Source organism: Xenorhabdus sp. PB62.4 (genome assembly GCF_014467285.1).
GTDB lineage: Bacteria > Pseudomonadota > Gammaproteobacteria > Enterobacterales > Enterobacteriaceae > Xenorhabdus.
This window is the reverse complement of the sequence record NZ_NKHR01000017.1, coordinates 26,343-51,172: the sequence shown is the minus strand read 5'-3', so window position 1 is coordinate 51,172 and position 24,830 is coordinate 26,343. Positions and strand designations below refer to the sequence as shown.

Below are 24,830 nucleotides of genomic sequence, written 5' to 3'. Positions count from 1 at the left end.
ATATGGAGAAATAAAATGTATAAAGGTAATTTAACTAACTATATAAATGAAATTAACGTTCAAAAACAAAGCAACTTTCAGTTTAATAATATTTATCTGGATCAAAAAAACGCCATACATATATTAAAATACTTTAATAGAAAGTACGCGATGAATGCCCATGAAGACATTATTGATGATATGAGTTTATTTGAAAATGTATTGGATCTACCTGCTGGCATACATAAACGATATATTATCAAAACAGATACAGCAATGACTGGTGTTCACTTTGCTGCATTAAATATTTTTAAAGATAGCAAAGAAAACACATCTCTTATATTTGTAGATGCAAGCAACGGAAAAAATCAATTTATTCCATTAAGAATGGATTATTTAATAAATGAAAATAAATATAAGGATACAATAAAAATTCTCTATATTTACAGCCAAATACAAAATAGCCCCGGAGACTGCCTGATTTTTTGTTTACATTTTCTGAAAAAAATGCACAAATATGCTAAATATTTTAGCGAACTTCATCAAAAGATTTTCAATGATGAAATACAGTTCACTAATACAGAGAATCCGATTTTTTTCTCTTCCTTAAGCAAAGGCCTGCCTGATACTTATTGCAAAAAATATAAGACGGTATTTTTCGATCAAGCCATCAATTTATTACCCATTGATTTCTTCAAACATGCACACTCATTGCGCCCCCTTAACGCCTATCTGGATCGGCATCCAGATGAAACTGAAAAAAAGGTCAATAAATATGGAATAGGAGAAAAAAAAGGAGAAACCCTGCCAGAACGATATAAACGCCATTTGATTACCCGCACAATTGATGGCAAGTCACGAAACTACAGTACATCTATTGAAGAAAAAAGGCTTAGCCTTGCAGAAGCAGCGCTAAAATGGCTCGATGAATATGGAGAATAATGCACAATAAAAATACGACCATTCAGGATTCCTTGATAAACTACGGTTTACCTAAAACATAATGATTTACCAATTTTAAGGAATCTTAATGTCTTTATATCAGGATAATCAGGCACTCGCTCAACTCACGTTAGGTAAACCCACTCCCTACCGCGACAACTACGATCCGACTTTACTGCAAGCGGTTCCCCGCAGCATGAACCGTGAACCGCTTGGGCTATTCCCTGAAAGTATTCCTTTTCATGGTGCCGATATCTGGACGATGTACGAACTTTCCTGGCTCAACGCACGCGGTGTTCCTCAAGTTGCTATTGGTCATGTCAGTCTGGATGCCACCAGCGAAAACCTTATCGAATCAAAAAGCTTTAAGCTTTATCTGAACAGTTTTAACCAAACCCGCTTTGCTGATTGGGAAACCGTACAAAAAACGCTGCAACAGGATTTATCTGCGTGTGCCAATGGCAATATCGACGTTGTTTTATATCCCCTCCACAACTTCAATCAACAGCCAATTGCCGAATTTGCAGGAAAGTGCATCGATAATCAGGATATTGAAATTGATGATTATCAGTTCAGTCGCGATTATCTTAACAATGCAGCAATTGGCCCTATCGTTGAAGAAACTTTAGTGAGTCATTTGCTAAAATCAAACTGCCTGATCACTAATCAGCCAGACTGGGGATCTGTCATGATCCGCTATAAAGGTGCCAGAATCGATCAGGAAAAGTTATTGCGCTACTTAGTTTCTTTCCGCCATCACAATGAATTTCATGAACAATGTGTCGAGCGTATTTTCAATGACTTAATGACATTATGCGCGCCTGAAAAACTCACTGTTTATGCACGTTATACCCGTCGGGGAGGGTTGGATATCAATCCATGGCGTAGCAACGAAGAATTTACTCCAGCAATAGGAAGGTTAGCCCGCCAATAATCAAATTAATTTGATTAGCAATGGGTAACCAGACTGCTGGATGAAATCAGTTATACCCAATAAATTTCAGGTTGCTGTGACGGAAAATAAGCTAATTCCCCAGAAACTGAGATAACTGGCATAGGTAACATCATGTTATTTCGTTATATCACTGGAAGGAATGAACGCAATAAAACAGAAACTTGAAAGATAGAGGGTATAAATCATTATCGAGGAACCCCCATAAGGGGTAAAAGGAGTCATTCTTGATTACACATGTCAATCCATTGGGATCTATGGATTTACTCTCTCAGCTTGAAGTAGATACGCTTAAGCGTACCGCAAGTAGTGATTTATACCGCCTTTTTCGTAACTGTTCACTGGCGGTTCTTAATTCTGGAAGCCAAACCGATAACAGTAAAGAATTACTGTCAAAATATGAAGATTTTGATATCAACGTACTGCGCAGAGAACGCGGCGTAAAGCTGGAGTTAGTCAATCCACCGGAACACGCTTTTGTTGATGGTAAAATCATCCGTTCCCTGCAAGCAAATCTGTTCGCGGTGTTAAGGGATATTTTGTTCGTTCACGCGCAAATTACCAATGCACAGCAAGCACACAATTTAAATATGGAAAATGGTACACATATTACCAGCACCATTTTCTCCATCCTGCGCAACGCTAAAGCCCTGCATACCTCAGAAGACCCTAATATGATTGTTTGTTGGGGCGGTCATTCCATCAATGAAAAAGAGTATTTATACGGGCGCAAGGTAGGGAATGAGCTAGGGTTACGCGAACTGAATATCTGTACAGGTTGTGGCCCGGGAGCAATGGAAGCCCCAATGAAAGGCGCTGCGGTAGGACACGCCCAACAGAATTATAAAAACAGTCGGTTCGTCGGTATTACAGAACCTTCAATTATCGCGGCAGAACCTCCCAACCCGTTGGTAAATGAACTGATTATCATGCCTGACATCGAAAAACGTCTGGAAGCCTTTGTCCGTATTGCTCACGGTATCATTATCTTCCCCGGCGGCGTGGGTACGGCAGAAGAACTACTGTATTTGCTGGCTATCCTGATGAATCCTGAAAATAAAGATCAAGTCCTGCCACTGGTCTTAACCGGCCCCAAAGAGAGTGCCGATTACTTCCACGCGTTAGATGAGTTTATCGTTAATACTTTGGGAAAACAGGCTCGTCACTACTACCGCATTATTATGGATGCGCCATCAGAAGTCGCACGTATAATGAAAAGGGCGATGCCAAGCGTCAAAGAGAGTCGCCGTTCTACCGGAGATGCTTACAGCTTCAACTGGTCATTGAAAATCAGCCCTGATTTACAATCTCCATTCAATCCAGCCCATGACAACATGGCTAACCTGAATTTATATCCAAATCAACCACCTGAGAAACTTGCTTCAGCATTGCGATGCGCATTTTCTGGCATTGTGGCAGGTAATGTAAAAGAAGCGGGTATTCATGCCATAGAGAAATATGGGGCATTCAAGATCCACGGTAATGCTGACATTATGCACTGTATGGATAACTTGCTAGAAGATTTTGTGGAGCAAGATCGCATGAAACTTCCGGGAGGTACTGCTTATGAACCGTGTTATGAGATAATCAAATAAATCACGGATACCTTTTCTCTTCACGATTCAATGAGGCTGGTGCCAAGGAATAAAATCCAAGGATGGAATATAACGACCATGATACATCTTTTAATTGTAGACGCTCTAAATCTGATTCGACGCATCCATGCGGTACAGGGAAGCCCTTGCGTTCCTGCCTGCGAACATGCGTTAAAACAATTAATCACCCACGCATCCCCGACTCATGCAGTTGCTGTATTTGATGAAGATGATCGCAAACATAGCTGGCGCCATCAACTTTTCCCTGACTACAAAGCAGGGCGTTCTGCTATGCCAGAAAACTTACAACAGGAGATGCCGCTGATTAAGCAGGCATTCAGTGAACTTGGCGTAGCTTGCTGGCATGTAGAAGGACATGAGGCGGATGATTTGGCCGCAACATTGGCGACTAAAGTCGCCAATACCGGGCATCGTGTCACAATTGTTTCAACAGATAAGGGCTATTGCCAGCTTCTTTCTCCCAATATCCAAATCCGTGATTACTTCCAAAAACGCTGGCTGGACTTACCGTTCATTCAGCAAGAATTCGGCGTTTCCCCTGACCAACTTCCCGATTATTGGGGGCTGGCAGGCATCAGTAGCAGTAAGATCCCCGGCGTTCAGGGCATTGGCCCGAAGACAGCCGCCACCCTGCTACAACAAGCCGGTTCGCTGGATAATTTATTCCAGAATCTGGAAGCCCAACCAGATAAATGGCGAAAAAAATTAGAAGTTCATAAAGAAATGGCTTATATCAGCCGGGAAGTCGCTTCATTAAAAACCGATTTATCACTACAGGGGAATTTACAGCAATTGAGATTGCCCGATAAATAACCAGTTAATCTTGCTGGCTATGCTTTTGTAAAAACACCGCCAACTTTGCCCGACGCGCCCGATACAGGCGGGAAGCAACTACAAAAATGTGTGATACCTGTTTCCAGATGAATTTTGCAAATTCATCATAAAAACAGGGTATCACTCATTAAATTATTTCAACCAAAATAATCAGCAATTAACTTAATATGTTCACCATTTAATTGCCCCGACTCATTCAGTAATCCAATCCATGCTTTCATATAGTCATATTTAGCCTGAGACAGCTCACGACGCGCAGTATAGAGTTGTTGCTCAGCATTGAGCACATCGACATTCACTCGCTGCCCCAAAGCAACACTTTTTTGCGTCGCTTTCACCTGTAATTCAGCCGCTTCTACCGCTGTTTCATAGGCTCGTATCCGCTTCTCACCATTAACATAGGCATTATAATTACGGCGCAGTGCATTCAGGATTTCGCCTGCCTGTGCATCCATCTCATATTTAGTCTTGCCATAATTTGCCGCCGACTGACGTACTGCCGCCGCCGTACCGCCGCCATTATAAAGATTCATGGAAACACGCAAGCCAATAGAATCTGTCCGGTATTTTTGGTCAATACTGTTATCACTACTGGACTTATTTTCGCTATGAGAAGCGTACAGCTCAAGTTTTGGCAGGTATCCCGCACGATTGCGGTTAATGTCATGATACGCCACATCAACTTTCTGCCGGGCAGCCGCCAATTGAGGGTTCTGGCTTAATGCCTGCTGTTCCCAATCAGCATAACTCCCGATATCCCGTTTGATGGCTTTGAACTGTGGTGCGTTGGACAAGCGATTAACCGGTAAACCGACTGGCAACGGTACACCAACTAAGAGCTGCAAGTCACGGATTGCGGCATCCAGCTCATCCTGTACCATCAATTCATCGGCCAGTACCTGACTGTAACGTGTTTGCGTTTCTGCCACATCGGTGCGGGTGCCCTCGCCGGAGGAAAACAATTTCTGGTTGCGTTCCAGTTGCTCTTCATAGGCAGTCCTCTGCCGGACGACCTGCTCCAGCCGATCCTGTGCATAGGCTACAGCCACATAACTGTTCACTACCCTGACCGCCAATTGCTGGCTATCCGCCCGAAAGCGGGCATCACTCATCAACGTATAAGCCTGACGGGTTCGATAACGCGCCCACGCTTCAAAATCAATCAGCGGTTGAGTCAAAATAATCGCACCGCTATAGCTGTCATACTTCCGGTCACGGCTTTCGCTAACCTTCCGGCCACGCATATCTACAGAATGAGATTCCATTTTCTGCCAGTTTTTCGGTGAATTCTGATAGCTAATCAATACCTTGGGCAGCAATTCAGCCAGCCCAAGATTTTTCTCTTCCTGCCCTGCTTCCTGCTCTTTGATGGCCGCCTGAAATGTTGGATCATGCTGCAATGCCAGAGCATAAGCTTCCGTCAAAGAAAGGGCTCTCGCGGAACCGGAAGCTAACATCACCAACAATATCGTTAAAAACAGAGGCAATAGCAAAGTACGTTTATTGGCAAAACCGCAATACCTCAACATCTCCATTACTCCTCAATCAGCGATGTAGACGCTCTATCCACCAATGGCTTGAACAGATAGCTCAACAGAGAACGCGATCCCGTTTTGACGAACACCTCAACCGGCATCCCCGGCTTGATATTCAGCCCTGCCAATTTCTCCATTCCTTCAGGGGTCACTTTCAATCGCATCTGGTAATAAGGTTCCCTTGTTACTCCATCCACTAACCGGTCAGCAGAAACCACTGCCACCTTAGCCGTCACTTTCGGCGTCCGGTTTTGGTTGAACGCAGTAAACATCAAATCAACATCCTGCCCCACAGTTACCTTATCAATCAGATGCACCATCAAGCGCGCTTCCACTTCCAAGGTACTTTGAGCCGGGAGGATCTCCATCAGTTTCTCACCGGAAGCCACCACACCGCCTTGGGTAAATACGTTCAACCCCACCACTGAACCATCGACCGGAGCCGTAATTAACGTGTGAGACAAATCAAACTGGGCCGTTTCCAGCTTATTGCCTAATTCATTAGCTAACACCTGCACATCCGACAATTGGCTGCGTACTTCACGTTGGTAATCAGCCTGACGCTGAATAATTCGCTGTTGCGTTTCCTGCCGCTGCTTTTCAAGCTGACCAATTCGCCCAGACATCTCGGCCATATTGCCACTTAACTCACTCTGGTTACGCAGTAATTCCAGATACTGGTTACGGGGAAAATAGCCTTCCTCTGTTAAAGGTTGCAGGTTAGTCACTTGCTCCTTGAGTGAAGCCTGCTGCTGTCGCTTGCTTATTAAGGCTTCTCGTAATCCTTTGATTTGGAAATTCAGCCCTTCCTCAGTCTGTTGCATGCCTGCAAGATCACTTCGCAACATCTCACGGCGTGACAGAAAGAGCTGTTTCTGCAACGCCAGAATATCCTGAACGCGCGGCTCCGATTGCTGATTCAATAATGTGGATGGAAAGACAATGGCATCCTGTCCTTGTTGCTCGGCCAACAGTCGGGCTTCCGTTGCCAAAGTGGTATAAAGTTGCTGTTTCAGAGAATCAATCTGCGCATTAACCTGCACTTGGCTGAGCTGAACCAAAACCTGCCCGGCCTCGACTTGTTCACCCTCTTTCACCTGAATTTGCCTGATAATACCATTCACAGGGGACTGTACCGTTTTTCGGTTTCCATCCACGACAACCGTCCCTGAAGAAGCCACCCCTTTATCGAGTGGCGCAAACGCTGCCCAGATTAAAAAGCCCAGAATGCCAATGCCAATAACCAACCAGCCTATTCGCAGGTAACGATTCGCATCCAGCGGCAATAATTCTGACGCCTCATTTTGGGCATCCTTTGCATTGGTCTGATAGGACATTTTTACTCCCAGATAGCAATATCCCAAGAATTTAAATATGGCTGAATCATGTTACGAGGCACGTTCGACCGCTTTTGGTTGTGGCTGTGACGGAGACAGCGCCGCCATGACTTGTTGGGAAGGGCCAAACATTTTCATTTTACCCTGCACCAACAGCAAAACTTTGGTTGTTTGCGAGAGCAATGAAGGACGATGGGTAATCACCACCACCGTTTTCCCTTGTTCCCGTAATTGAGCAATGGCATTACTCAGCGCTTTTTCTCCGATATCATCCAGATTCGAATTAGGTTCATCCAATACCACAAGCGATGGATTACCATACAAAGCGCGAGCCAGCCCAATCCGCTGTTTTTGCCCGCCAGACAGCCCCATCCCTCCGGCACCAATGACCGTGTCATAACCCTGTTCAAGATTGAGCACCAATTCATGGACGCCGGCTTTTTGTGCTGCCTCGATCACTTTTTCAGGATCAACATCGTTAAAACGCGCGATATTCTCAGCAATCGTGCCACCAAACAGTTCAACGTCCTGCGGCAAATAACCAATGGATGCCCCCAATTCATCTTTGTTCCACTGGTAAATATCGGCACTATCAAGTCGTACAACGCCTTCCTGTGCCGGCCAGATACCCACCAGCAAACGGGCTAATGTGGATTTCCCTGACGCACTGGGGCCAATCACACCCAATACATCACCGGGATTTAAGGCAAGGTTGATATCCTGCAAAACATATTGCTTATTTTGTGATGTCTGGCTTTGTGATGCCTGAGCGGCACGTGTTTTACCGGGTGGTATTGCAGAGACTTTCTCTAACAGCAATACGCCCTTGGGAACGGGCAATGACATGCCACTTTTGCGCTCTGGCTGAGCTTTCAGGAGCTTGTCCAGCCGCTGCCATGACAAACGAGCCGCACTCCAGCTCTTCCATGCCTGTATCAACTGCTCAATCGGAGACAACGCCCGCCCCATCAAAATGGAACCTGCTATCATCATTCCCGGCGTGATATTCCCTTCAATCGCCAGCCAACCGCCCAAACCCAGAATCAAAGATTGCAAGGCTATGCGTACTGTTTTAGTCAGCGCAGCAATGAATGCCGCCCGTTCACTGGCAATGCACTGGAAATGGAGAAAGCGCTTATGCAAACCAAACCAGCGGTGACGCAATACCGGCAACATTCCGAGCGCTTCGATCACTTCTGCATTGCGCAAGTTGGTGCTGGCAAGATGGGCTGATCGTAAAGAGAGGTTGCTTGCTTCGGCTAACGGTGCCTGGGATAGCCACTGGTTCAATACCGCCAGCGTGATAAGAATAATGGCCCCAACCAGTGCCAACAATCCCAGATACGGGCTAAACAGGAAAATGACACAAAGGTAGACGGGGAACCAAGGAGCATCAAAAAAAGCAAACAGTGCATTCCCCGTCAGAAACTGGCGAATAGTCGCCAAATCATTGAGCATTTGCCCCGCATCTGTTGAGCCACTTTTTAGGTTGGACTCATACGAAGCGGTGTAAACCCGCTGGTTCAGGTTCATATCAAACTGGTTGCCAATGCGGATAACCACCTGACTGCGGATATATTCCAGACCGCCCATGATGGCAAACATACCCAATGTGATAAGCGTCAGCATCAACAGAGTCATTTCATTACCGGATGGCAGTACCCGATCGTATACCTGAAGCATATAAATCGAGGGAACCAGCATCAACAGATTGATAAACGCTGTAAATAAGCCAATAGTCCAGAATACTTTGCTGCGTGCACGGATAACATCCGTGATTTCATCCTTCGGAAAGCGTAATTTCACTGCAATCCCTTTATCATTAACTGAAGCAAAACGAATTAGTTATCAAATCATGCCTGATTTTTTATTTTGTCACTGCATTCGCTGTGCCACTAAATGTCATGACCAATTCCCTGCCATCAACAAGGTAGGCGACCCATTGTTCTTCAGACTCCTGACCAAAAAAGGCCAGACTATTACCGTCATCATCCGTCAATGTGATTCCATCGGGAGCCGGACGCCATCCTTCAACAGGCTGACCAAACAGCGCTGTCGCACAGGTGTCACTTTTTAGCGCCCAAATTGACCCTTCAAGTAAACGGGTATCGGTCAATTCAATATGACATACCTGATGCCCATCGGAGAGTTGCCATAGCCCTTTAAGCTCATCAGCGGGTGGAAGTCTCAAACTACTCGCCATACATCCTCCTGCAAAAAAAAGAGATAAAATTACCGATAATTTCAATGCCGATAAATTCATCGTCGATAAATTAAATGTCGATAAAAAAGCGCTCCGCAAACATGCCTTCAACCTATAAAACGGAGTTCCACAAAATTCATACTGATGAAACAGGGGACGAAAGAAAACCGATATTATCTTCAGATGACGATATAACACGGCGGCCTCCTTAATGCTGCCGTACACCAAGAAGCATACGGCAGCATTCAGTTATCGCGATGACATCATCAAACGATGAAATCTGCCTCAGTCAGCGGTTGACCAACAACTTTCACCAGAAAATCGTTGCCCGCCAGATCACCACCAAGACTGATCTCTAAATCTGTGACTTCATTCACTTGGTCATAAGTGAACTTCACTTCACCCGCCTTGCCTGAGAATGAATCCACAAATTTGATATCGCCACGACTACCGAAGTTGAAGAAAGACAGATCGATCTTATCTTCACCAGAAGTAAAATCATGAATCCAATCCGGGTTGTCTTTCAATGATTCTTTGCCATCCAGATAAACAAAGGTATCCTTGCCTTCGCCACCCCACAGATGGTCACCGCCAAGCCCGCCATAAATGATGTCGTCGCCTGCACCACCTTTCAGGATGTTATCTGCGCTGTTACCAACCAGAATGTCGTTACCGCTACCGCCAATCGCATTTTCAATAACGACACCACGCGCGATAGAAACGTTGCCTTTCAAGCCGCCAACATCAGAGAAAGCCCCTTCATTCAGGTTAATACGCTGATTTTGGGTAAAGCCAGAGAAATCAAACGTATCTTCACCGCCCGCATCCCAAACGCTGAACACCAGTTTGCTGTTCGCATCGGTTGCAGTCATGAAATCACGGCCAGTATTGGAATTAAAGCCATATATGGTATCGTCTGCACGAGTTTCCATATTAGCGCCATACAAATCCTGAATGGCAGAGATATCATTCAGCAAAGGTGCTGATGAATATTCACCTTTGAAATCCTGACCCGTGTATTTCTCACCGAAATAACTCATGACCGTATAGGCACGAGAATCTTCGAAATATTTCGCTTTAGTGATATAGCTTGGACGCACTTTATCAGAAGCATCATAATCAGCAGGGTGTTCCAATCCTAAAGTATGTCCAATTTCATGCGTGAAAGTCTGACGGGCATAACCATTCACATCAATGTCATTGTCCACAAAAGTATGGCTCTTCGCGTTATACCATGTATAAGCTGTTTTTTGTCCCTGTGGCAGATTTGCGAACGCATAATCTTTCGCTTTGCTATAATCAAAGAAACCAAAAGTGATATTTGCTTTAGTAGCATTACTTACTTCGGTAAATTTAATATTGGCAACATCAGACCAAGACTGCAAAGAAAGTTTCGCTGCATCTTTCTGATCTTCATTAAACGCACTGAAGCCAGAAACTTTAAACAGCGGCATGATAGTCGGTGCCTTTGTTAGAAAATGATATGATAATTCCAATGTTCCAGAGGAATTAACATATTTATTGGACCAGTGATACTGGCCCCTCACAAGCTGATCAGGCGCGTTATCGCCAAATGGATTATGATCAACACGAATAGAAGAATCGTAATTCGGAACGTAGGCTGTGAGAAGTGCTTTTACATCCTGAACAGAATTAGAATCAGATAACCCCGAATAGGTATATTTTTTCTTTGAGGTCATGTAAATCTCCTGTAAGAACAAGATTAATTTTCTAAAACCCGAAATATTTGTAATAACGGGAGCAAGAGTTTTAAATTCTTTCTAAGATCCCCTTAGAAATAAAACTCCAGAATAAAATAGCGTTAGTTCTTGTCCGTGTAAAAATAATTAATATATCTTTTTAGAATACATATTGAACAAATTTAGTTTATGTATTTAATTATTCATTTTTCAATGAAATTTTTTTGATAACAAAAAAACAGTATTATTTACTATAAAATAATACTGTTTTTATCTGCTGGAAATTAGCCCTAAGAAAGAATTATCTATTTACGCTTTCTTTTTTCAAATTGCGGTATTTTCACCGCAACTTGAAATTTATTCCATATCCATCACCTTCAATAATCCCGTTCAGTTGCATAAACAGACCAGATGCGACGAACATGTACTGTAATCTCTTCACGATCGTGATACAGATGTTTTGCCTGAATTTGAGCATTTACGCCATTCTCTTTCAGTTGCGACTCAATTTTCTGCAAGATGTGATCCACTTCTTCATAACGCTTTTTCATCGGCAATTTGAGATTGAAGATCGCTTCACGACACCAGCTTTTTACCAGCCAATCTGTCATCAAGTGTGCAACTTTGGCAGGTTTTTCAACCATGTCACAAACCAGCCAGTAAATGTTTTTTACTGACGGCTCAAATTTAAAACCGTCCACGCGGTGATGCTTCACCTGACCGGTTTCCATTAAGCTTTCAGCCATCGGGCCATTATCTACCGCATGAACCAACATGCTGCGTTTTACTAGCTGGTAAGTCCAACCTCCCGGACAAGCACCGAGATCCACAGCATGAAGGCCGCTGCACAGACGTTCTTCCCACTCATCATAAGGAACAAAGACATGAAAGGCTTCTTCCAGTTTCAGCGTGGAACGGCTTGGTGCATCAGATGGAAATTTCAGGCGAGGGATCCCCATATAGAAACGGGAATTATTGTTACTGTAGGAATACCCCACATAGCAGCAACCTGAGGCAATGAAAAACACATGGATCACGGGACGGTTGTCGTTTTCTTTTGCCAGCAAGAGCTTTTCCTGACGCATCGCATTACGTAATGGAACCGTAAACTTACGGCAGAATTTCATCAACTCTTTGCTTTCATTGGTGTCCGGGACTTCTACACGCAGATCACCGGCTCGCTCAATCACACCCGTCAACATACCAATAATCGGTGTAATGCGATCTTCCTGCGGCAGATCTTTCAACAGCTCGCCCACAACCAACATTTGGCGGGCAAAAATCAATTCCTTAAACGGGATTTCACGAATCAGACGATCGGCATCATCAGGCTGGTAACACTCAAACAGCACATATCCGCTGTTTTCTTTCACACGGGCGAAACCGTAAATTTCTTTTTTACCCGCTTTATCGGTAATTTCTGCCGCACACTCTTTTTCAAAACCCGGGCGGCAATATAAAGCAACTTTATTCATGGCTAAGCGCCGATTTCCTTAGACGCAGAGCGCCAATTAATACACATAACCAACCAATGAGAAAACTCAGCCCACCGATTGGTGTCAAATACACCAGAAATTTTAGCGGTAAAAAGGCCAGACAATAAAGGCTGCCGCTAAACAGCACAATTCCCGCTGCGAAAAAAATACCACTCCATCCAAATTGGGGTACTGGCTGACGCATCAAAAAAGCAGCCAGCGCCATCATGGCGAGTGTATGCAGCCCTTGATATTGCAGGCCGGTATGAATCCATTCCATCTGACGTGAAGTCAGGACAGGCGCCAACATATGTGCCCCCATCGCTCCCAATGCCACGTAGAAAAAACCACTGATCCCGACAAAAATAAGCATGGCCCGACTGCTCATCACACAGCTCCTGTTTCAGATTGGCATCTATTGGGTATATTGAGTGATATATCCCAACCTTTCTTGTTCGGACGCGGCTTGCGTCAATATCCATTTCCGAAAAGCGGCAATCTTGCCCAATTCTGCCTGATTATCGTGACAAACCAAATAAAATGCGTTCTTACTGACCAAAACATCATTGAATGGACAGACCAAACGCCCCGCATCAATTTCATTTTGTGCCATAACATTATTAGCAAGGGCAACCCCCTGACCGTGCACAGCCGCCTGAATCACCATTGCACTGTGACTGAATATTGGCCCTTGCTGGACATTGATTTGTTGCTGCATATCAAGCTGACGAATATAGGCTTGCCAATCCCTCCGGGATGAATCGTGCAATAAGGTATGCCTGGCAAGATCTGAAGGGGTTTTCAAGGGCCGATCTCCTGCCAACAAGGCCGGAGAACAGACAGGCAGTAAATATTCAGGATAAAGGCGATCGGTTCGCAACCCCGGCCAATTGCCCCTGCCATAAAAAATGGCGACATCAACATCATCAGCCAATTTATCTTCTTCCCGATCTATCGCCTGAATCCTGACATCAATCCCCGGAAAACTCTGATTAAAGCCAGAAAGCCGTGGCACCAGCCATTGAATAGCAAAACTGGGGGACAAACTCACGGTTAATGCCCCTTTAGCGCTACGTGCCTGAAGCTTACGGGTTGCATCATTGATAGCAGTAAAAATTTCCTTGATATCGAGATAGTAACTCTGCCCATCTTCAGTTAACAACAGTGAACGATTACGACGACGAAAAAGCTTTAATCCCAGAAAATCTTCCAGGCTTTTCATTTGATGACTAACTGCGGCCTGAGTCACAAATAATTCTTCTGCCGCCTTAGTAAAACTTAAATGACGGGCGGCGGCATCAAAAACGCGTAAGGCATTGAGTGGAGGCAAACGTTTAGACATGTTGGTTTCTTATATGATGGTGACGATACCGGTAACTCTTTTCGTTCAGGTATTAGTTTTTATAATCCGAATCATTATAATTTGTCCCTTGATGATATACCAGCAAATCCCTATAGTGTGCGCACTTCCTAAGCCGGAACGAAAAGTCTCTTTGTATTAATACATTGATACTTTTGGCTTTGTGGTTGTGATGTTGTGTTTGCAAGTTGTCTGGGACTCCAGACTTTGTAGCGTAAGCTACCGTTTTTTTTCACTTCCTGTACATTTACCCTGTCTGTCCATAGTGATTTTTTTAATGCACCGCAATTGCGGTGCTTTTTTTCTCAACTTTCCTGTAGAATTCCCCTTCTTCTGGCTAAAAAAAACTTATTCTTTATCACACAATGACTAAATTACACCGTTTATGAAAGCCTTTGACTCAGAACAATTCCGTCAACAATTTCCTGCCCTGCAAGAATCAACCACGTTTCTGGATAGTGCCGCCACTGCATTAAAGCCGAGATGTATGATTGAGGCGACCGAACACTATTACCAGAACCACAGTGCGACGGTACATCGCAGCCAGCACGCGACAGCACAAGCCATGACCGCGCGTTATGAGCAAGCCCGGTCACTGGTCGCGGAATTGATCAATGCGCCATTACCTATGGATATCATCTGGACGAAAGGCACTACTGAGTCCATTAATCTGGTAGCGCAGAGTTACTTTCGCCCCCGCCTGAACGTGGGTGATGAAATCATTGTCAGCGAACAGGAACACCACTCTAATCTGCTACCGTGGCTGATTCTGGCAGAACAGACAGGCGCCAAAATCGTTAAATGGCCGATTGGCAACCAACGCCAACCTGAAATAGAGAAACTGGCAGAACTGTTAAATGAGAAAAGCCGATTAGTCGCCATCAGCCAAATGTCGAACGTGACTGGTGCCGCCGTAGATTTGGCACAGGTCACAACTCTCGCCCATCAATATCACTGCAAGGTACTGGTTGATGGGGCTCAGGGTATCGTTCACGCACCTATTGATGTTCAGCAACTGGATATCGATTTTTACGCGTTCTCAGCCCATAAACTGTATGGCCCGAATGGATTGGGAGTGTTGTATGGCAAAACTGAATTGCTGAATGCGATGTCTCCGTGGCATGGCGGTGGCAAAATGCTGACTCAAGTTTCATTTGACGGTTTCACACCGGAAGCCGTGCCTTATCGTTTCGAAGCAGGTACACCTAACATTGCTGGCGTGGTCGGCTTTGCAACAACTCTGGAGTGGCTGAAAACCGTGGATATCCAGCTCGCCGAATCCCATGCCATTGCCCTGACGGATTACACCGAGCAGCAACTCAGCCTACTGCCGGGTTTTACAAGTTACCGTGTGGCCGGTTCCAGTTTGCTTGCTTTCAATTTCGCCGGAATACATCACAGTGACTTAGCAACACTGATTGCAGAACAAAATATCTCCCTGCGTTCGGGACAACATTGCGCTCAACCGTTGCTGGATGCTCTTGGGATCAGCGGCTGCTTACGCGCTTCGTTTATGCCTTATAACAACCAGCAAGATGCAGATAGATTGATCGAAGCGGTGAAATTTGCGTTGTCGTTGTTGGGTGAGTGATATTGGTTTATTGTTGAGTACGCCTCTATTTATGATGGGGGCGTATGTTTAATACTGTGCCTGGCTTTAAGCATTCCAGAGAATGCTTCTGTTTTATGAAATTGTATCTTAATCAGTTAATACCTAACTTTTTGGATGCAGTTCACAATAACTGGGACTTTGCTATCAAACATGAATACCAGCAGTATTGAAAACAATTTTAACATGTTCCGTTGAATTAATAAGATCGTCGTAGGCTAAAGGAGCAAAATTAGGTTCGTGTTTAGCAACATACTCATCAACATTATGAGATTCATAAACCCTCTCCGCTTCGTCTCGTAATTCTTTAATATATTTTGGCGAAATACATCTATTAACTCCTGTGCCATATTCTTTTTTCTGACTAATCATGGCCCATTGAAATTTGCCTCTGTATGACTCTAAGGCATTTCCCAATATCTCAATAATCTTGGGATCTTCATTTTCAAATCGAAAGCTTGTGAATGGTGGGTAAGATGGCCGAACAACCAGTTGAATGAGTTACTGCTCTGGCCTGAGAACACGTTTAGCTAAAACCCACTTTGTTTTTATCTGATAAAGCAAGGTGAGATGGCTGGACACTTACAATGTTCAGGGTTTATAGGCCAGAATGGTGATAAAAGCCGGAAGATCATGCGGATCTTACCGGCTTTTTTACTCATTGAATAGTGTGTTCTTTATGATGCCCAGATTGTTCTGTCTGGGAGATCTCCATTTTTCCAATGAGTGAGTATTTTATATGATGCTCTCTGGTAAAAATGTTTTTTTTCATCATAATCAGCAGCTTTGATTAGTGTAATTTCGCCATTTTCTTTATTTATTTCTAAAACACCGTGTTCTTTATCGGTGTCCTTAAATTCACAAGCCATAAAATTATAACGGGCGAAACTTTCATTTTCTTCTTTTTTGAAGATCAATATACAAAATGCCATATTAAGGTTTCCAAATTAAGGTTTCCAATCTCTTCCTGATTTTACTGCTGCCTCATGAGCAGTTATATAGTCTGTTGAAAAAATTCTTTCAAATCGGGATTCAAAATATTCATGTTTCAACAAGTTAATGTCAGATTTTACAAAATCCCCTTTCTTCAAACGTTCCCAAGCATTAACCATTTCAGGATCGGCATCAAATCGACCTTTTCCTTTTCCATAACCTAATTGGTGTTCTCTGAAAAACACATGGTCTTTTGCTCGGGCAACATGGGATTCTTTCCATCCTGTATTTTTCGCAATGGTTGAAATATCAGAAGGGTCGGCCCTGATTTTATCGTAGTATTTTTCAGCTTTTTCCCATCCTGTAACGCTGTCGGGATCTAATACTTGTCTGCTACTCCAATAAACATAAATAGCCGGAATATTTGAAACCGAGAATATCAGAATATAATCACGAAAATCTTTCTCCTCCGGTATCGGCAAGCCCGGAGTTTAACTGTTCATTTCCGGATCAAGCACAGCCACCTTCGCATTGACAGACGAATATTGCTGAGCATATTTATCAATATCACTCTGTGATAATTCACCTATTCGTGCGTCTAAATACCAAGCCAGTGTGGGTGAAGCCTCATCATCTTCCCAAAATTCATACCGGTTTAGTGATTCATTATCCTCCCTCTCAATATAGAAGCTTGTGTCTGTTGAACTGTTTGTAATTAAAACCTTATAAGGATTGGATTCACCTCTACTTGAGAAATCATTTGGTTTTCTTCCTGGTAAATGAGTTACACTGATTATGCGAAACAGAGTATAAAGAAAATTGGAAAAGTTTTTGTCGCCCCAATTTAACTATTCAACAATCACAATTTAATTCTATCTAAAAAAATTATTTTATGATAAAAAATTCTTGTAAAGTCCAATAACAAACTATTGTCAACTCACAAACACTATTCAAAAAAATATTTCTATTTAATTAAATTACGGCCAAATAACAATCATATATTCCAAGATAATAACACCCTATTTAATTTCCATAAAAATAGAATAACCATCTAGTATAAAAACCTATCAAAGTATATTCTGATAAGTTTTTATACTAATTATCCAATTTATAATAATCTATTGTTTATAAAAATCAATCAAATATACATAAAATCATAATAGTTCATATTCATATTTATATAATTTCCTTAGTTCTCCAGAAGATACCATTCCCTCCAGAAGATCTTGAATATACTCCTTACTAAATTCAAGATCTTCTTTTTCAAAATACTCTAACAAACGCCAGACATCAATTAATTTAGGATTAGTAACATGGTTGTTAATATCAACTATTATTTTTGGCAACGGTGATGTTTTTGTAAATCTAATGCCTTTTCCATGCTTAATAAAACCCCACAATTCATTATCTATTTGAATGCTACCACGTTTTGGAAAATCTAATAACCACTCAAAATCTTTCACCGCTGGATAAGTTTCAAAAAAAGTGCGGGACAGCTTTACCTGCAATTTAATAAAATCAATAATATCTTTTTTCTCGATTATAGCATTCATATATTAATACCTCACTCTCGCCTCAGCTGCTTGACGCAACAATTCATCACCATGTTCTCCCGTAACATTTATTACTCTAGCAGGTATTTCACTAATGCCTGCTTTTACTGCTGCTTCAACTCGATGATGGCCATCCATAATAATCATTTTTCCATTCACATTAGCCACATCAACTGGGAAATTAGTATCATAGCCATTTTTTTTCATATCTTTTACATATCTCTTAATTTGCGATCCTGACATTTCGTTTCTATTTTGCCTGCTAATTAAAATATTAGGCTTAACATTTTTGGTGACTATCTCATTACTTTCACTCAAATAAACATAAATCGCCGGAACATTCGAAATCGGAAGTATCAGAATATAATCACGAAAACTCTTCTGCTCCGGTTTTGGCGTGGTCAACGTCGTTGGCCTGTTCTCATCCGGTATTGGTGTAGTTATAGCATTATCACCCATCTGCTTCGGATCTTGCTGAGGGTTAATATAAACCCCATCCCGCCAAGTCCGCTGCTCCGGTATCGGTAAGCCCGGAGTTTGACTGCTAATCTCCGGATCCAGCACAGCCACCTTCGCATTGACAGACGAATCCTGCTGAGCATATTTATCAATATCGCTCTGTGATAATTCACCTGTTCGTGCGTCTAAATACCAAACCAGTGTGGGTGAAGCCGCATCATCTTCCCAAAATTCATACCGGTTTAATGAGTCATTATATTGCACGTTGCGAACTTTGACCTGCTCCAGCCCACTTTCCTCGCTGGTATGATATCCCACTGCGGTGAGTTGCCCGTTTTGTGCATTATCCACAAAACGATAACGAACACGGGTTGGCGCTGTTCCTTTTTTATCGGCAATTTCCTTTAAGTTTTCGTGGCTCAGTAAATCTTTATCACTGCCATCCCACCAATCCCTTATCATCATCCCTAAAGTTATTGCAGATGCACTCGTGAGATAAGATTCGCGGGACATACTAAACCGGATGTTATCCAACTTTTGCTTCTCACTTGAGGACAGTAAAGAACCCGCTTCTCTCTCCTTGCTATTATTCTCGTGATTTGCAATAGCAGTACCCGTCATAGCCGCTTGTGTCTGTTGTGCTGCTTGCAAAGAATATTCTATAAGGATTGGGTTCGCCTCTGCTTTTGGGAATACCATGTTCCCCAATCCCGCAATAGCTTCAAGATACCACGGCTCAGAGCTTTTCAGCTTCTTCTGCGATTGAACCGCTGGCTTGGGCTGAAAGACATACATCTGACCAAAATGAGTATGCGGTTCAGTTTCTGTTCCGGCATCCGTACATCCCGCGGGTTGCAGGCAGGATTTAGCAAAAACAGGCTTGGCGATGCGGGCGATTTCCAATACATGACGACGGTTATGGCCCGGCATCGCGATAAATCCCGGATAACTGGGATCAGGGTAGTATCTTGAGTGCAGTAAGGCTTCTTTCGTCCAGCCTTCAATTTCCGGTGTCATATCACTGATATCTCCCGGCATAAGCTGGTGATAGGCTCCTATCCCTTTTTGTTTTTCCATCGCCTCCGCGGGAGATTTTTCAGTCAACTGGTCAGCCAACTTTTGAGCATCCACATGCAGGATCATTTGCATCGACGATAAGTTTTCTTCACGCAGCACACCCTGACCATCAGTGGTTCCGCTGGCATTAATCATGCCATCCCGGCTTTTCAGGCGATAAGGGACTCCCCCTAACGGCTTGCCCTGACTGTCTATCAATTGAAATTCCAGCCAATGTTTGAATACCTCATGGCAAGAAACACAATCTAATCTTCCAGTATCACTCATCAACGAAATCCTTTTTTAGTTAAGGCACGGCGCGTTAATACCGCTCTCCGCCAGAAAGTCATGAATGGTCAACGCCTGAAGGCGGGAACCCTGCTGACGGCGCTGTTTCAGCCATGCGGCCAGACGCGGGGTCAATGCACCATTCGGTGTATCCAGCTTCAGTGCCAGTTCCCCCTGCTCTTCCCATAGTTCATATGTCAATGTCTTGGCATAGCCGCTCATAGAATAGTGAGACAACAACCGCCAATGCCGCTGGCTGTCAATGACTGGCGGGTAATTAGATCTGAATCACATTTCTATTTTCCAAAAAATGCCGTTTGTCCCAAATTCAAGGAAGGTTAATTTAGCGGAAATGCCAATTCATCATGGCAATGATAACTGCTATGATCTTGAAACCTCATTCAGAGGAAATCAGCCACAAACCCACTGCAAGATAAAAAAACCGATGACACAACTTTCAGACAGCATCCTTGCTCCGCATCTGTTCGGAACAGAGATTACAGAGCAACAACTCATTGAAAACTTCCGGCAATGTAAGTTGTGGGAAGATCGCTACCGACAGCTAATCGGCCTTGCCAGAAAACTGCCACCTTTGGCGGATGAACTAAAACAGCAGGATATTGAAATGTCCGGCTGTGAAAACCGTGTCTGGTTAGGGCATCAATTGCTTGCAGATAGCCGCCTGCATTTTTACGGTGATAGCGAAGGCCGCATTGTTAAAGGGTTATTAGCGGTTATCCTGACGGCGGTAGAAGGCAAAACACCTGAGCAGGTTTTGCAGACACCTTTGGCCGAGCTATTTCAACAACTCGGCCTGGAACAACAATTGAGTGGCTCACGGCTCAGTGGTGTGAAATCCCTGATTAACACCATTCAGGAAATCGCACGTACCTACACGAATTAGTCCCTGTATTACAGCACTTTTTCCCGCTCGGCTTTTGCCACCATCTTTTTCAGTGCATGGGATACAGCAACAAAACCAAAGGTCGCCGTAACCATCGTTGCGGCACCAAAACCAGAAGCACAATCCATTCGTTTGGAACCATCCGCCGTGCTCTTGGCAGCACAAACCGTACCGTCAGATTGCGGATAAACTAACTGTTCCGTAGAAAAAACACAGTCAATGCCTAATTTGCCTTTGCCGTTTTTCACTACGCGATAATCCGATTTCAGGCGCTCTTTCAATTTCGCTGCCAGTGGATCTTGTACTGTTTTCGCCAAATCCACCACCTGAATCTGGGTAGGATCAAGTTGTCCGCCCGCTCCCCCCGTCGTGACAACAGGGATCTTATAACGACGGCAATAAGCCAGTAACGCCGCTTTTGGCCGTATGCTATCAATAGCATCAACGACATAACTGAATCCTGTAGACATCAATTCAGCGACATTATCAGGCGTGACAAAATCATCAATGCAAGTCACTTGGCATTCAGGATTAATGGCCCGTATCCGCTCAGCAATGACTTCCGTTTTCGGCAACCCGACATTTTGTACCAACGTATGCAGTTGACGGTTGGTATTGGTGATGCAAACATCATCCATATCAATCAGCGTGATAGCGCCAATGCCTGTGCGCGCCAACGCTTCTGCGGCCCACGAACCGACACCGCCAATGCCGACAACACAAACATGGGAGCGGGCAAATAATGAAAGCGCTTTCTGGCCATATAATCGAGCCGTGCCAGCGAAACGTTGGAGATAAGCATCAGAGAGAGAAACTTGCATCGCTAAATAAATCCTGCATAAAACCTATCTCTGTCGGGATAGGTTATCGATTGATGATTTTAGGAGGGGATCTTACTGGTTTGCCGCTAAAAAACCAGATGAGGCTTTCTTCAATACCCAAACACGGCCATAGTGATTATAAAACCCTGCCATTTCACCCGCTTTTTCACCGACACCATGATAAATGTCGAAATGATGCCCTTTAATGGCGCCACCAACATCCAATGCCACCATCAACCGCATGCGATACTGTCCGGTAAATTTGCCGGATTCATCCAACACAGGAACTTCCGCCAGCAATGCGGTTCCCGGCGGGATCAATGTCTTATCAGATGCCACCGAAGCTTTTGCAACAAGAGGGACAGCACTGGCTCCCCTGACAGGGGTATAAGGCTCAGGTTTAAAGAAAACAAATGAAGGGTTCTGTTCCAGCACTTCTCTCACTTTGGCTTCGCTGTGCTGTTCTCCCCACAGACGAATCGCTTTCATTGACATTTTGTCACTGGGGACTTCTTTACGGTCGATCAGCACCTTGCCAATACTGCGGTAGGCATGCCCATTTTTTCCACCATAACCAAAAAAGGTCAATGGTTGACCATCACCAAAATTGACGTAACCACTTCCTTGCACTTCCATCATAAAATTATCCATCAGGGAATTACTGTACCCGATGATAAATTTTTTGTTCAACGCCCCGCTGTATATTGCGGCGCGATTGGGTAAACGAAAACGCGGTTTCGTTGGCATACTATACAGAGGATATTTGAATTCCCCTTGCTTAATATGCCGGGCTTGCAAAACAGGCGTGTAATAACCAGTAAACTTCACATTACCGTAATTATCTCCGCCTTCCATCTGATAGGCGAGTAAACCAAATTCATTTAAATGGCGGGTATCACCACCGGATAACATCCAATTTTCGATGGCTTCGAATGTTTCACGATGACTGTTATACAAGCGGGGAGAAGATGTACTGATATATTTAATTTGGGTAGCAAAATCTTTAGCATTAACCGGGCTACCCTGAGCATTAGGCATGTTAACCAATTGGAGATTTTGGCTAATCCGACCATCTTTATATTGCTGAGCCTGATCTGTCGGACGTAAATGGCACCCCGATAATAACGAGATGACAAATCCACATAAAAGATATCTGCCCCAATGCTTCATATTTCTGCCTTATTTTCTTACCATTACTGTCTGACGATGAACAATATCAAACACCAATAAATAATAAAATGTAGTTAGAAAAAATAGCTTATAGTTTTTCAACGCACATAGAACAAAAACAAAACAACAAGAATGCTTTTTAACCAAAAGACAAACAAATTCAGTAAATATCAATAAAAAAACTTGCAACCACGCCGTTCAAGAGTATAGTGTGCCGACATCGGACGCGGGGTGGAGCAGCCTGGTAGCTCGTCGGGCTCATAACCCGAAGGTCGTCGGTTCAAATCCGGCCCCCGCAACCAAATCTACGCGAGAATATCATTTATTAACAGATGATCCAGCATAGACACAATCTAGCAGTAAAGAATGTCATCATTCAGTATTTGCACTCACTATTGATAGTCAAAGTTTGCAAATAGACGGACGCGGGGTGGAGCAGCCTGGTAGCTCGTCGGGCTCATAACCCGAAGGTCGTCGGTTCAAATCCGGCCCCCGCAACCAATTTTGTATGATGTCATCCTTCAGTATTTGCACTCATTATTGATAATCAAAGTTTGCAGATAGACGGACGCGGGGTGGAGCAGCCTGGTAGCTCGTCGGGCTCATAACCCGAAGGTCGTCGGTTCAAATCCGGCCCCCGCAACCAATTTTCCTTTTACTAATACTTCCTTTTATTACTTCCTTAATCTTCATCTCTTATTATTTATCTGGTTTTCATAGCCGTTCCCGGATCTTATTTAAAATTTTTTAAGTCTGGCTGTAAGTATTTAAGGCGGATATTTCACCGCCGTGCCAATTCTGCGCCACTTTTAAAATAAGCCTTAATGCCAGCAAAAATAGATTCCGCTATTTGTTGCTGGAATTTGGCTGTCTTAAGTTTACGCTCTTCTTCCAAGTTGCTGATAAACGCAGTTTCCACCAAAATGGAGGGAATATCTGGCGCTTTCAACACTGCAAACCCCGCCTGATCGACACTATTTTTATGCAGCTTATTAATTTTGTTCATTCTCTTAAGCACTTCATCACCAAATTTCAGGCTATCGTTGATCGTCGCGGTCTGAACCAAATCCAGCATAGTATGATCCAAATATCTATCACCGCTTTTACTCACTCCCCCAATTAAGTCAGACTCGTTTTGGGTTTGAGCCAGAAAACGGGCAGTATTACTGGTTGCTCCCTTAGTTGACAACGCAAATACGGATGAACCACGAGCAGAGCGGTTCGTAAAGGCATCCGCATGAATAGAAACAAAGAGATCAGCCTGCATTTTACGTGCTTTTGCTACCCTAACTTTCAACGGAATAAAGACATCTTCGTTGCGGGTCATGTAAACTTTCATGCCAGGTTCACGTCTTATAAGCACCTGTAAACGACGAGCAATTTGTAACACAACATCTTTTTCGCGGGTTTTATATTTTCCAATCGCCCCTGAATCTTCACCGCCGTGCCCCGGATCGAGCATAATTACAATTGGCCTGTCTTTTCCGGCCTTACCAGGTTTGCGTGTTTCCGCAGGCAAGTGTTTTTCCAAGTCCCCGCTGTTGTACTCTTCAAGTAAAGCCTGTAAAGGATCATCATCCACAACAGCGGCCTTTTTCGGATAAAGATCTAATACCAAACGGTGCTTAAATTTTGCAATCGGTGGCAATGTAAAAATATGCGGAGAAATTGGCTGTTTAATTTCAAAAACCAAACGCACCGTTTTAGGATTAAATTGTCCGGCTCTCACCACTTTCAGGTAAGGATCGCGTCGCTGAACCTGTGTTCCCATGCTGCTCAAAACGCTATTAAGCTGGACACCCTGTAAATCAATAACAATGCGATTAGGATTTGAGAGAGAAAATTGGCGATACTTGAGTGGAATATTAGACTCCAACGTCACTCTGGTATAACTTGATGCAGGCCAAATACGAACAGCAACCACTTTTGAATTTGCTGCCTGGCCGATAGGGCTAATACTCAGCAGCCACACAGCGGCTGCGCCTTTCAACAGACGACGACGTGAAGAATTATGGTCTGAATGACTCATCGTTTATTCCATTTAAAAACAACCAAACGCAGTAATCTTTATCCAACAGATAATCTTTGCCCAACATAATAGTCA

Annotated in this window: 23 protein-coding genes and 3 tRNA genes; 9 read left to right on the top strand and 17 right to left on the bottom strand. The window is 43.7% G+C overall.

Annotated features, from left to right (window positions below; all coding sequences use genetic code 11):
• Positions 1-15: 15 nt before the first annotated feature.
• The 4 genes from Xenpb_RS13980 (at position 16) to xni (ending at position 4,302) form a co-directional block, all read left to right on the top strand.
• Positions 16-921, top strand: a complete 906-nt coding sequence (locus tag Xenpb_RS13980) for a YopJ family acetyltransferase (RefSeq protein WP_187654879.1) — start codon at positions 16-18, stop codon at positions 919-921.
• Positions 922-1,009: 88 nt separating this feature from the next.
• Positions 1,010-1,855 (top strand): NADPH-dependent 7-cyano-7-deazaguanine reductase QueF, encoded by an 846-nt coding sequence (queF, locus tag Xenpb_RS13975; RefSeq protein WP_187654878.1) that lies wholly within the window; start codon positions 1,010-1,012, stop codon positions 1,853-1,855.
• A gap of 245 nt (positions 1,856-2,100) precedes the next feature.
• Complete coding sequence (ppnN, locus tag Xenpb_RS13970; RefSeq protein WP_187654877.1) at positions 2,101-3,468, top strand: nucleotide 5'-monophosphate nucleosidase PpnN; 1,368 nt, start codon at positions 2,101-2,103, stop codon at positions 3,466-3,468.
• Between the two features lie 78 nt (positions 3,469-3,546).
• Positions 3,547-4,302 (top strand): flap endonuclease Xni, encoded by a 756-nt coding sequence (gene xni, locus Xenpb_RS13965; RefSeq protein WP_187654876.1) that lies wholly within the window; start codon positions 3,547-3,549, stop codon positions 4,300-4,302.
• 158 nt (positions 4,303-4,460) lie between these two features.
• On the opposite strand, the gene Xenpb_RS13960 is transcribed toward xni, so the two are convergent.
• The 8 genes from Xenpb_RS13960 to Xenpb_RS13925 form a co-directional block, all read right to left on the bottom strand.
• On the bottom strand, positions 4,461-5,852 hold the full coding sequence (locus Xenpb_RS13960; RefSeq protein WP_187654875.1) for a TolC family outer membrane protein: 1,392 nt from the start codon (positions 5,850-5,852) through the stop codon (positions 4,461-4,463).
• A gap of 5 nt (positions 5,853-5,857) precedes the next feature.
• Positions 5,858-7,195 (bottom strand): HlyD family type I secretion periplasmic adaptor subunit, encoded by a 1,338-nt coding sequence (locus tag Xenpb_RS13955; RefSeq protein WP_187654874.1) that lies wholly within the window; start codon positions 7,193-7,195, stop codon positions 5,858-5,860.
• Between the two features lie 51 nt (positions 7,196-7,246).
• A complete protein-coding gene (locus Xenpb_RS13950) occupies positions 7,247-9,001 on the bottom strand; it encodes a type I secretion system permease/ATPase (RefSeq protein WP_187654873.1) in 1,755 nt (584 codons plus the stop codon).
• A gap of 61 nt (positions 9,002-9,062) precedes the next feature.
• Positions 9,063-9,398 carry a protease inhibitor Inh/omp19 family protein gene (locus Xenpb_RS13945; protein WP_187654872.1) on the bottom strand — a complete coding sequence of 112 codons (336 nt, stop codon included), beginning with the start codon at positions 9,396-9,398 and terminating at the stop codon, positions 9,063-9,065.
• 266 nt (positions 9,399-9,664) lie between these two features.
• Positions 9,665-11,098 (bottom strand): serralysin family metalloprotease, encoded by a 1,434-nt coding sequence (locus tag Xenpb_RS13940; RefSeq protein WP_187654871.1) that lies wholly within the window; start codon positions 11,096-11,098, stop codon positions 9,665-9,667.
• A 377-nt stretch (positions 11,099-11,475) separates the two neighbouring features.
• Positions 11,476-12,573, bottom strand: a complete 1,098-nt coding sequence (gene rlmM / locus Xenpb_RS13935; protein ID WP_187654870.1) for a 23S rRNA (cytidine(2498)-2'-O)-methyltransferase RlmM — start codon at positions 12,571-12,573, stop codon at positions 11,476-11,478.
• Positions 12,566-12,961 carry a DUF423 domain-containing protein gene (locus Xenpb_RS13930; protein ID WP_187654869.1) on the bottom strand — a complete coding sequence of 132 codons (396 nt, stop codon included), beginning with the start codon at positions 12,959-12,961 and terminating at the stop codon, positions 12,566-12,568. The genes rlmM and Xenpb_RS13930 overlap by 8 nt, the downstream gene beginning before the upstream one ends.
• A 27-nt stretch (positions 12,962-12,988) precedes the next feature.
• A complete protein-coding gene (locus Xenpb_RS13925; RefSeq protein WP_047961833.1) occupies positions 12,989-13,915 on the bottom strand; it encodes a transcriptional regulator GcvA in 927 nt (308 codons plus the stop codon).
• A 403-nt stretch (positions 13,916-14,318) separates the two neighbouring features.
• On the opposite strand from Xenpb_RS13925, the gene csdA reads away from it, so the two are divergent.
• Positions 14,319-15,524, top strand: a complete 1,206-nt coding sequence (csdA, locus tag Xenpb_RS13920) for a cysteine desulfurase CsdA (RefSeq protein ID WP_187654868.1) — start codon at positions 14,319-14,321, stop codon at positions 15,522-15,524.
• 165 nt (positions 15,525-15,689) lie between these two features.
• Here csdA and Xenpb_RS13915 read toward each other — a convergent pair whose 3' ends face one another.
• The 6 genes from Xenpb_RS13915 to Xenpb_RS13880 all read right to left on the bottom strand — a co-directional run bounded on the left by Xenpb_RS13915 (position 15,690) and on the right by Xenpb_RS13880 (position 20,068).
• Complete coding sequence (locus Xenpb_RS13915) at positions 15,690-15,914, bottom strand: hypothetical protein (protein ID WP_187654867.1); 225 nt, start codon at positions 15,912-15,914, stop codon at positions 15,690-15,692.
• A gap of 305 nt (positions 15,915-16,219) precedes the next feature.
• The gene (locus tag Xenpb_RS13910) at positions 16,220-16,474 is read right to left on the bottom strand and encodes a hypothetical protein (protein ID WP_187654866.1); all 255 of its coding nucleotides are present in this window, start codon (positions 16,472-16,474) and stop codon (positions 16,220-16,222) included.
• A gap of 15 nt (positions 16,475-16,489) precedes the next feature.
• On the bottom strand, positions 16,490-16,957 hold the full coding sequence (locus Xenpb_RS13905) for an S-type pyocin domain-containing protein (protein ID WP_222942982.1): 468 nt from the start codon (positions 16,955-16,957) through the stop codon (positions 16,490-16,492).
• Positions 16,958-17,629: 672 nt separating this feature from the next.
• Positions 17,630-18,028 (bottom strand): hypothetical protein, encoded by a 399-nt coding sequence (locus tag Xenpb_RS13900; protein ID WP_222942981.1) that lies wholly within the window; start codon positions 18,026-18,028, stop codon positions 17,630-17,632.
• Between the two features lie 3 nt (positions 18,029-18,031).
• On the bottom strand, positions 18,032-19,831 hold the full coding sequence (locus Xenpb_RS13885) for an S-type pyocin domain-containing protein (protein ID WP_222942980.1): 1,800 nt from the start codon (positions 19,829-19,831) through the stop codon (positions 18,032-18,034).
• A gap of 15 nt (positions 19,832-19,846) precedes the next feature.
• The gene (locus Xenpb_RS13880; protein ID WP_187654865.1) at positions 19,847-20,068 is read right to left on the bottom strand and encodes a hypothetical protein; all 222 of its coding nucleotides are present in this window, start codon (positions 20,066-20,068) and stop codon (positions 19,847-19,849) included.
• A 208-nt stretch (positions 20,069-20,276) separates the two neighbouring features.
• On the opposite strand from Xenpb_RS13880, the gene csdE reads away from it, so the two are divergent.
• On the top strand, positions 20,277-20,735 hold the full coding sequence (gene csdE, locus Xenpb_RS13875) for a cysteine desulfurase sulfur acceptor subunit CsdE (RefSeq protein WP_187654918.1): 459 nt from the start codon (positions 20,277-20,279) through the stop codon (positions 20,733-20,735).
• A gap of 8 nt (positions 20,736-20,743) precedes the next feature.
• Here csdE and tcdA read toward each other — a convergent pair whose 3' ends face one another.
• Both tcdA and mltA read right to left on the bottom strand, forming a co-directional pair.
• The gene (gene tcdA / locus Xenpb_RS13870; protein ID WP_187654864.1) at positions 20,744-21,556 is read right to left on the bottom strand and encodes a tRNA cyclic N6-threonylcarbamoyladenosine(37) synthase TcdA; all 813 of its coding nucleotides are present in this window, start codon (positions 21,554-21,556) and stop codon (positions 20,744-20,746) included.
• 72 nt (positions 21,557-21,628) lie between these two features.
• A complete protein-coding gene (gene mltA, locus Xenpb_RS13865; protein WP_187654863.1) occupies positions 21,629-22,726 on the bottom strand; it encodes a murein transglycosylase A in 1,098 nt (365 codons plus the stop codon).
• A 225-nt stretch (positions 22,727-22,951) separates the two neighbouring features.
• Here mltA and Xenpb_RS13860 point away from each other — a divergent pair.
• The 3 genes from Xenpb_RS13860 (at position 22,952) to Xenpb_RS13850 (ending at position 23,372) form a co-directional block, all read left to right on the top strand.
• Positions 22,952-23,028: transfer RNA gene (locus Xenpb_RS13860), tRNA-Met, on the top strand.
• A 122-nt stretch (positions 23,029-23,150) separates the two neighbouring features.
• Positions 23,151-23,227, top strand: a tRNA-Met gene (locus tag Xenpb_RS13855).
• Between the two features lie 68 nt (positions 23,228-23,295).
• A tRNA-Met gene (locus Xenpb_RS13850) sits at positions 23,296-23,372 on the top strand.
• Positions 23,373-23,507: 135 nt separating this feature from the next.
• On the opposite strand, the gene amiC is transcribed toward Xenpb_RS13850, so the two are convergent.
• Positions 23,508-24,755, bottom strand: a complete 1,248-nt coding sequence (gene amiC / locus Xenpb_RS13845) for an N-acetylmuramoyl-L-alanine amidase AmiC (protein ID WP_187654862.1) — start codon at positions 24,753-24,755, stop codon at positions 23,508-23,510.
• Between the last annotated feature and the right edge of the window lie 75 nt (positions 24,756-24,830).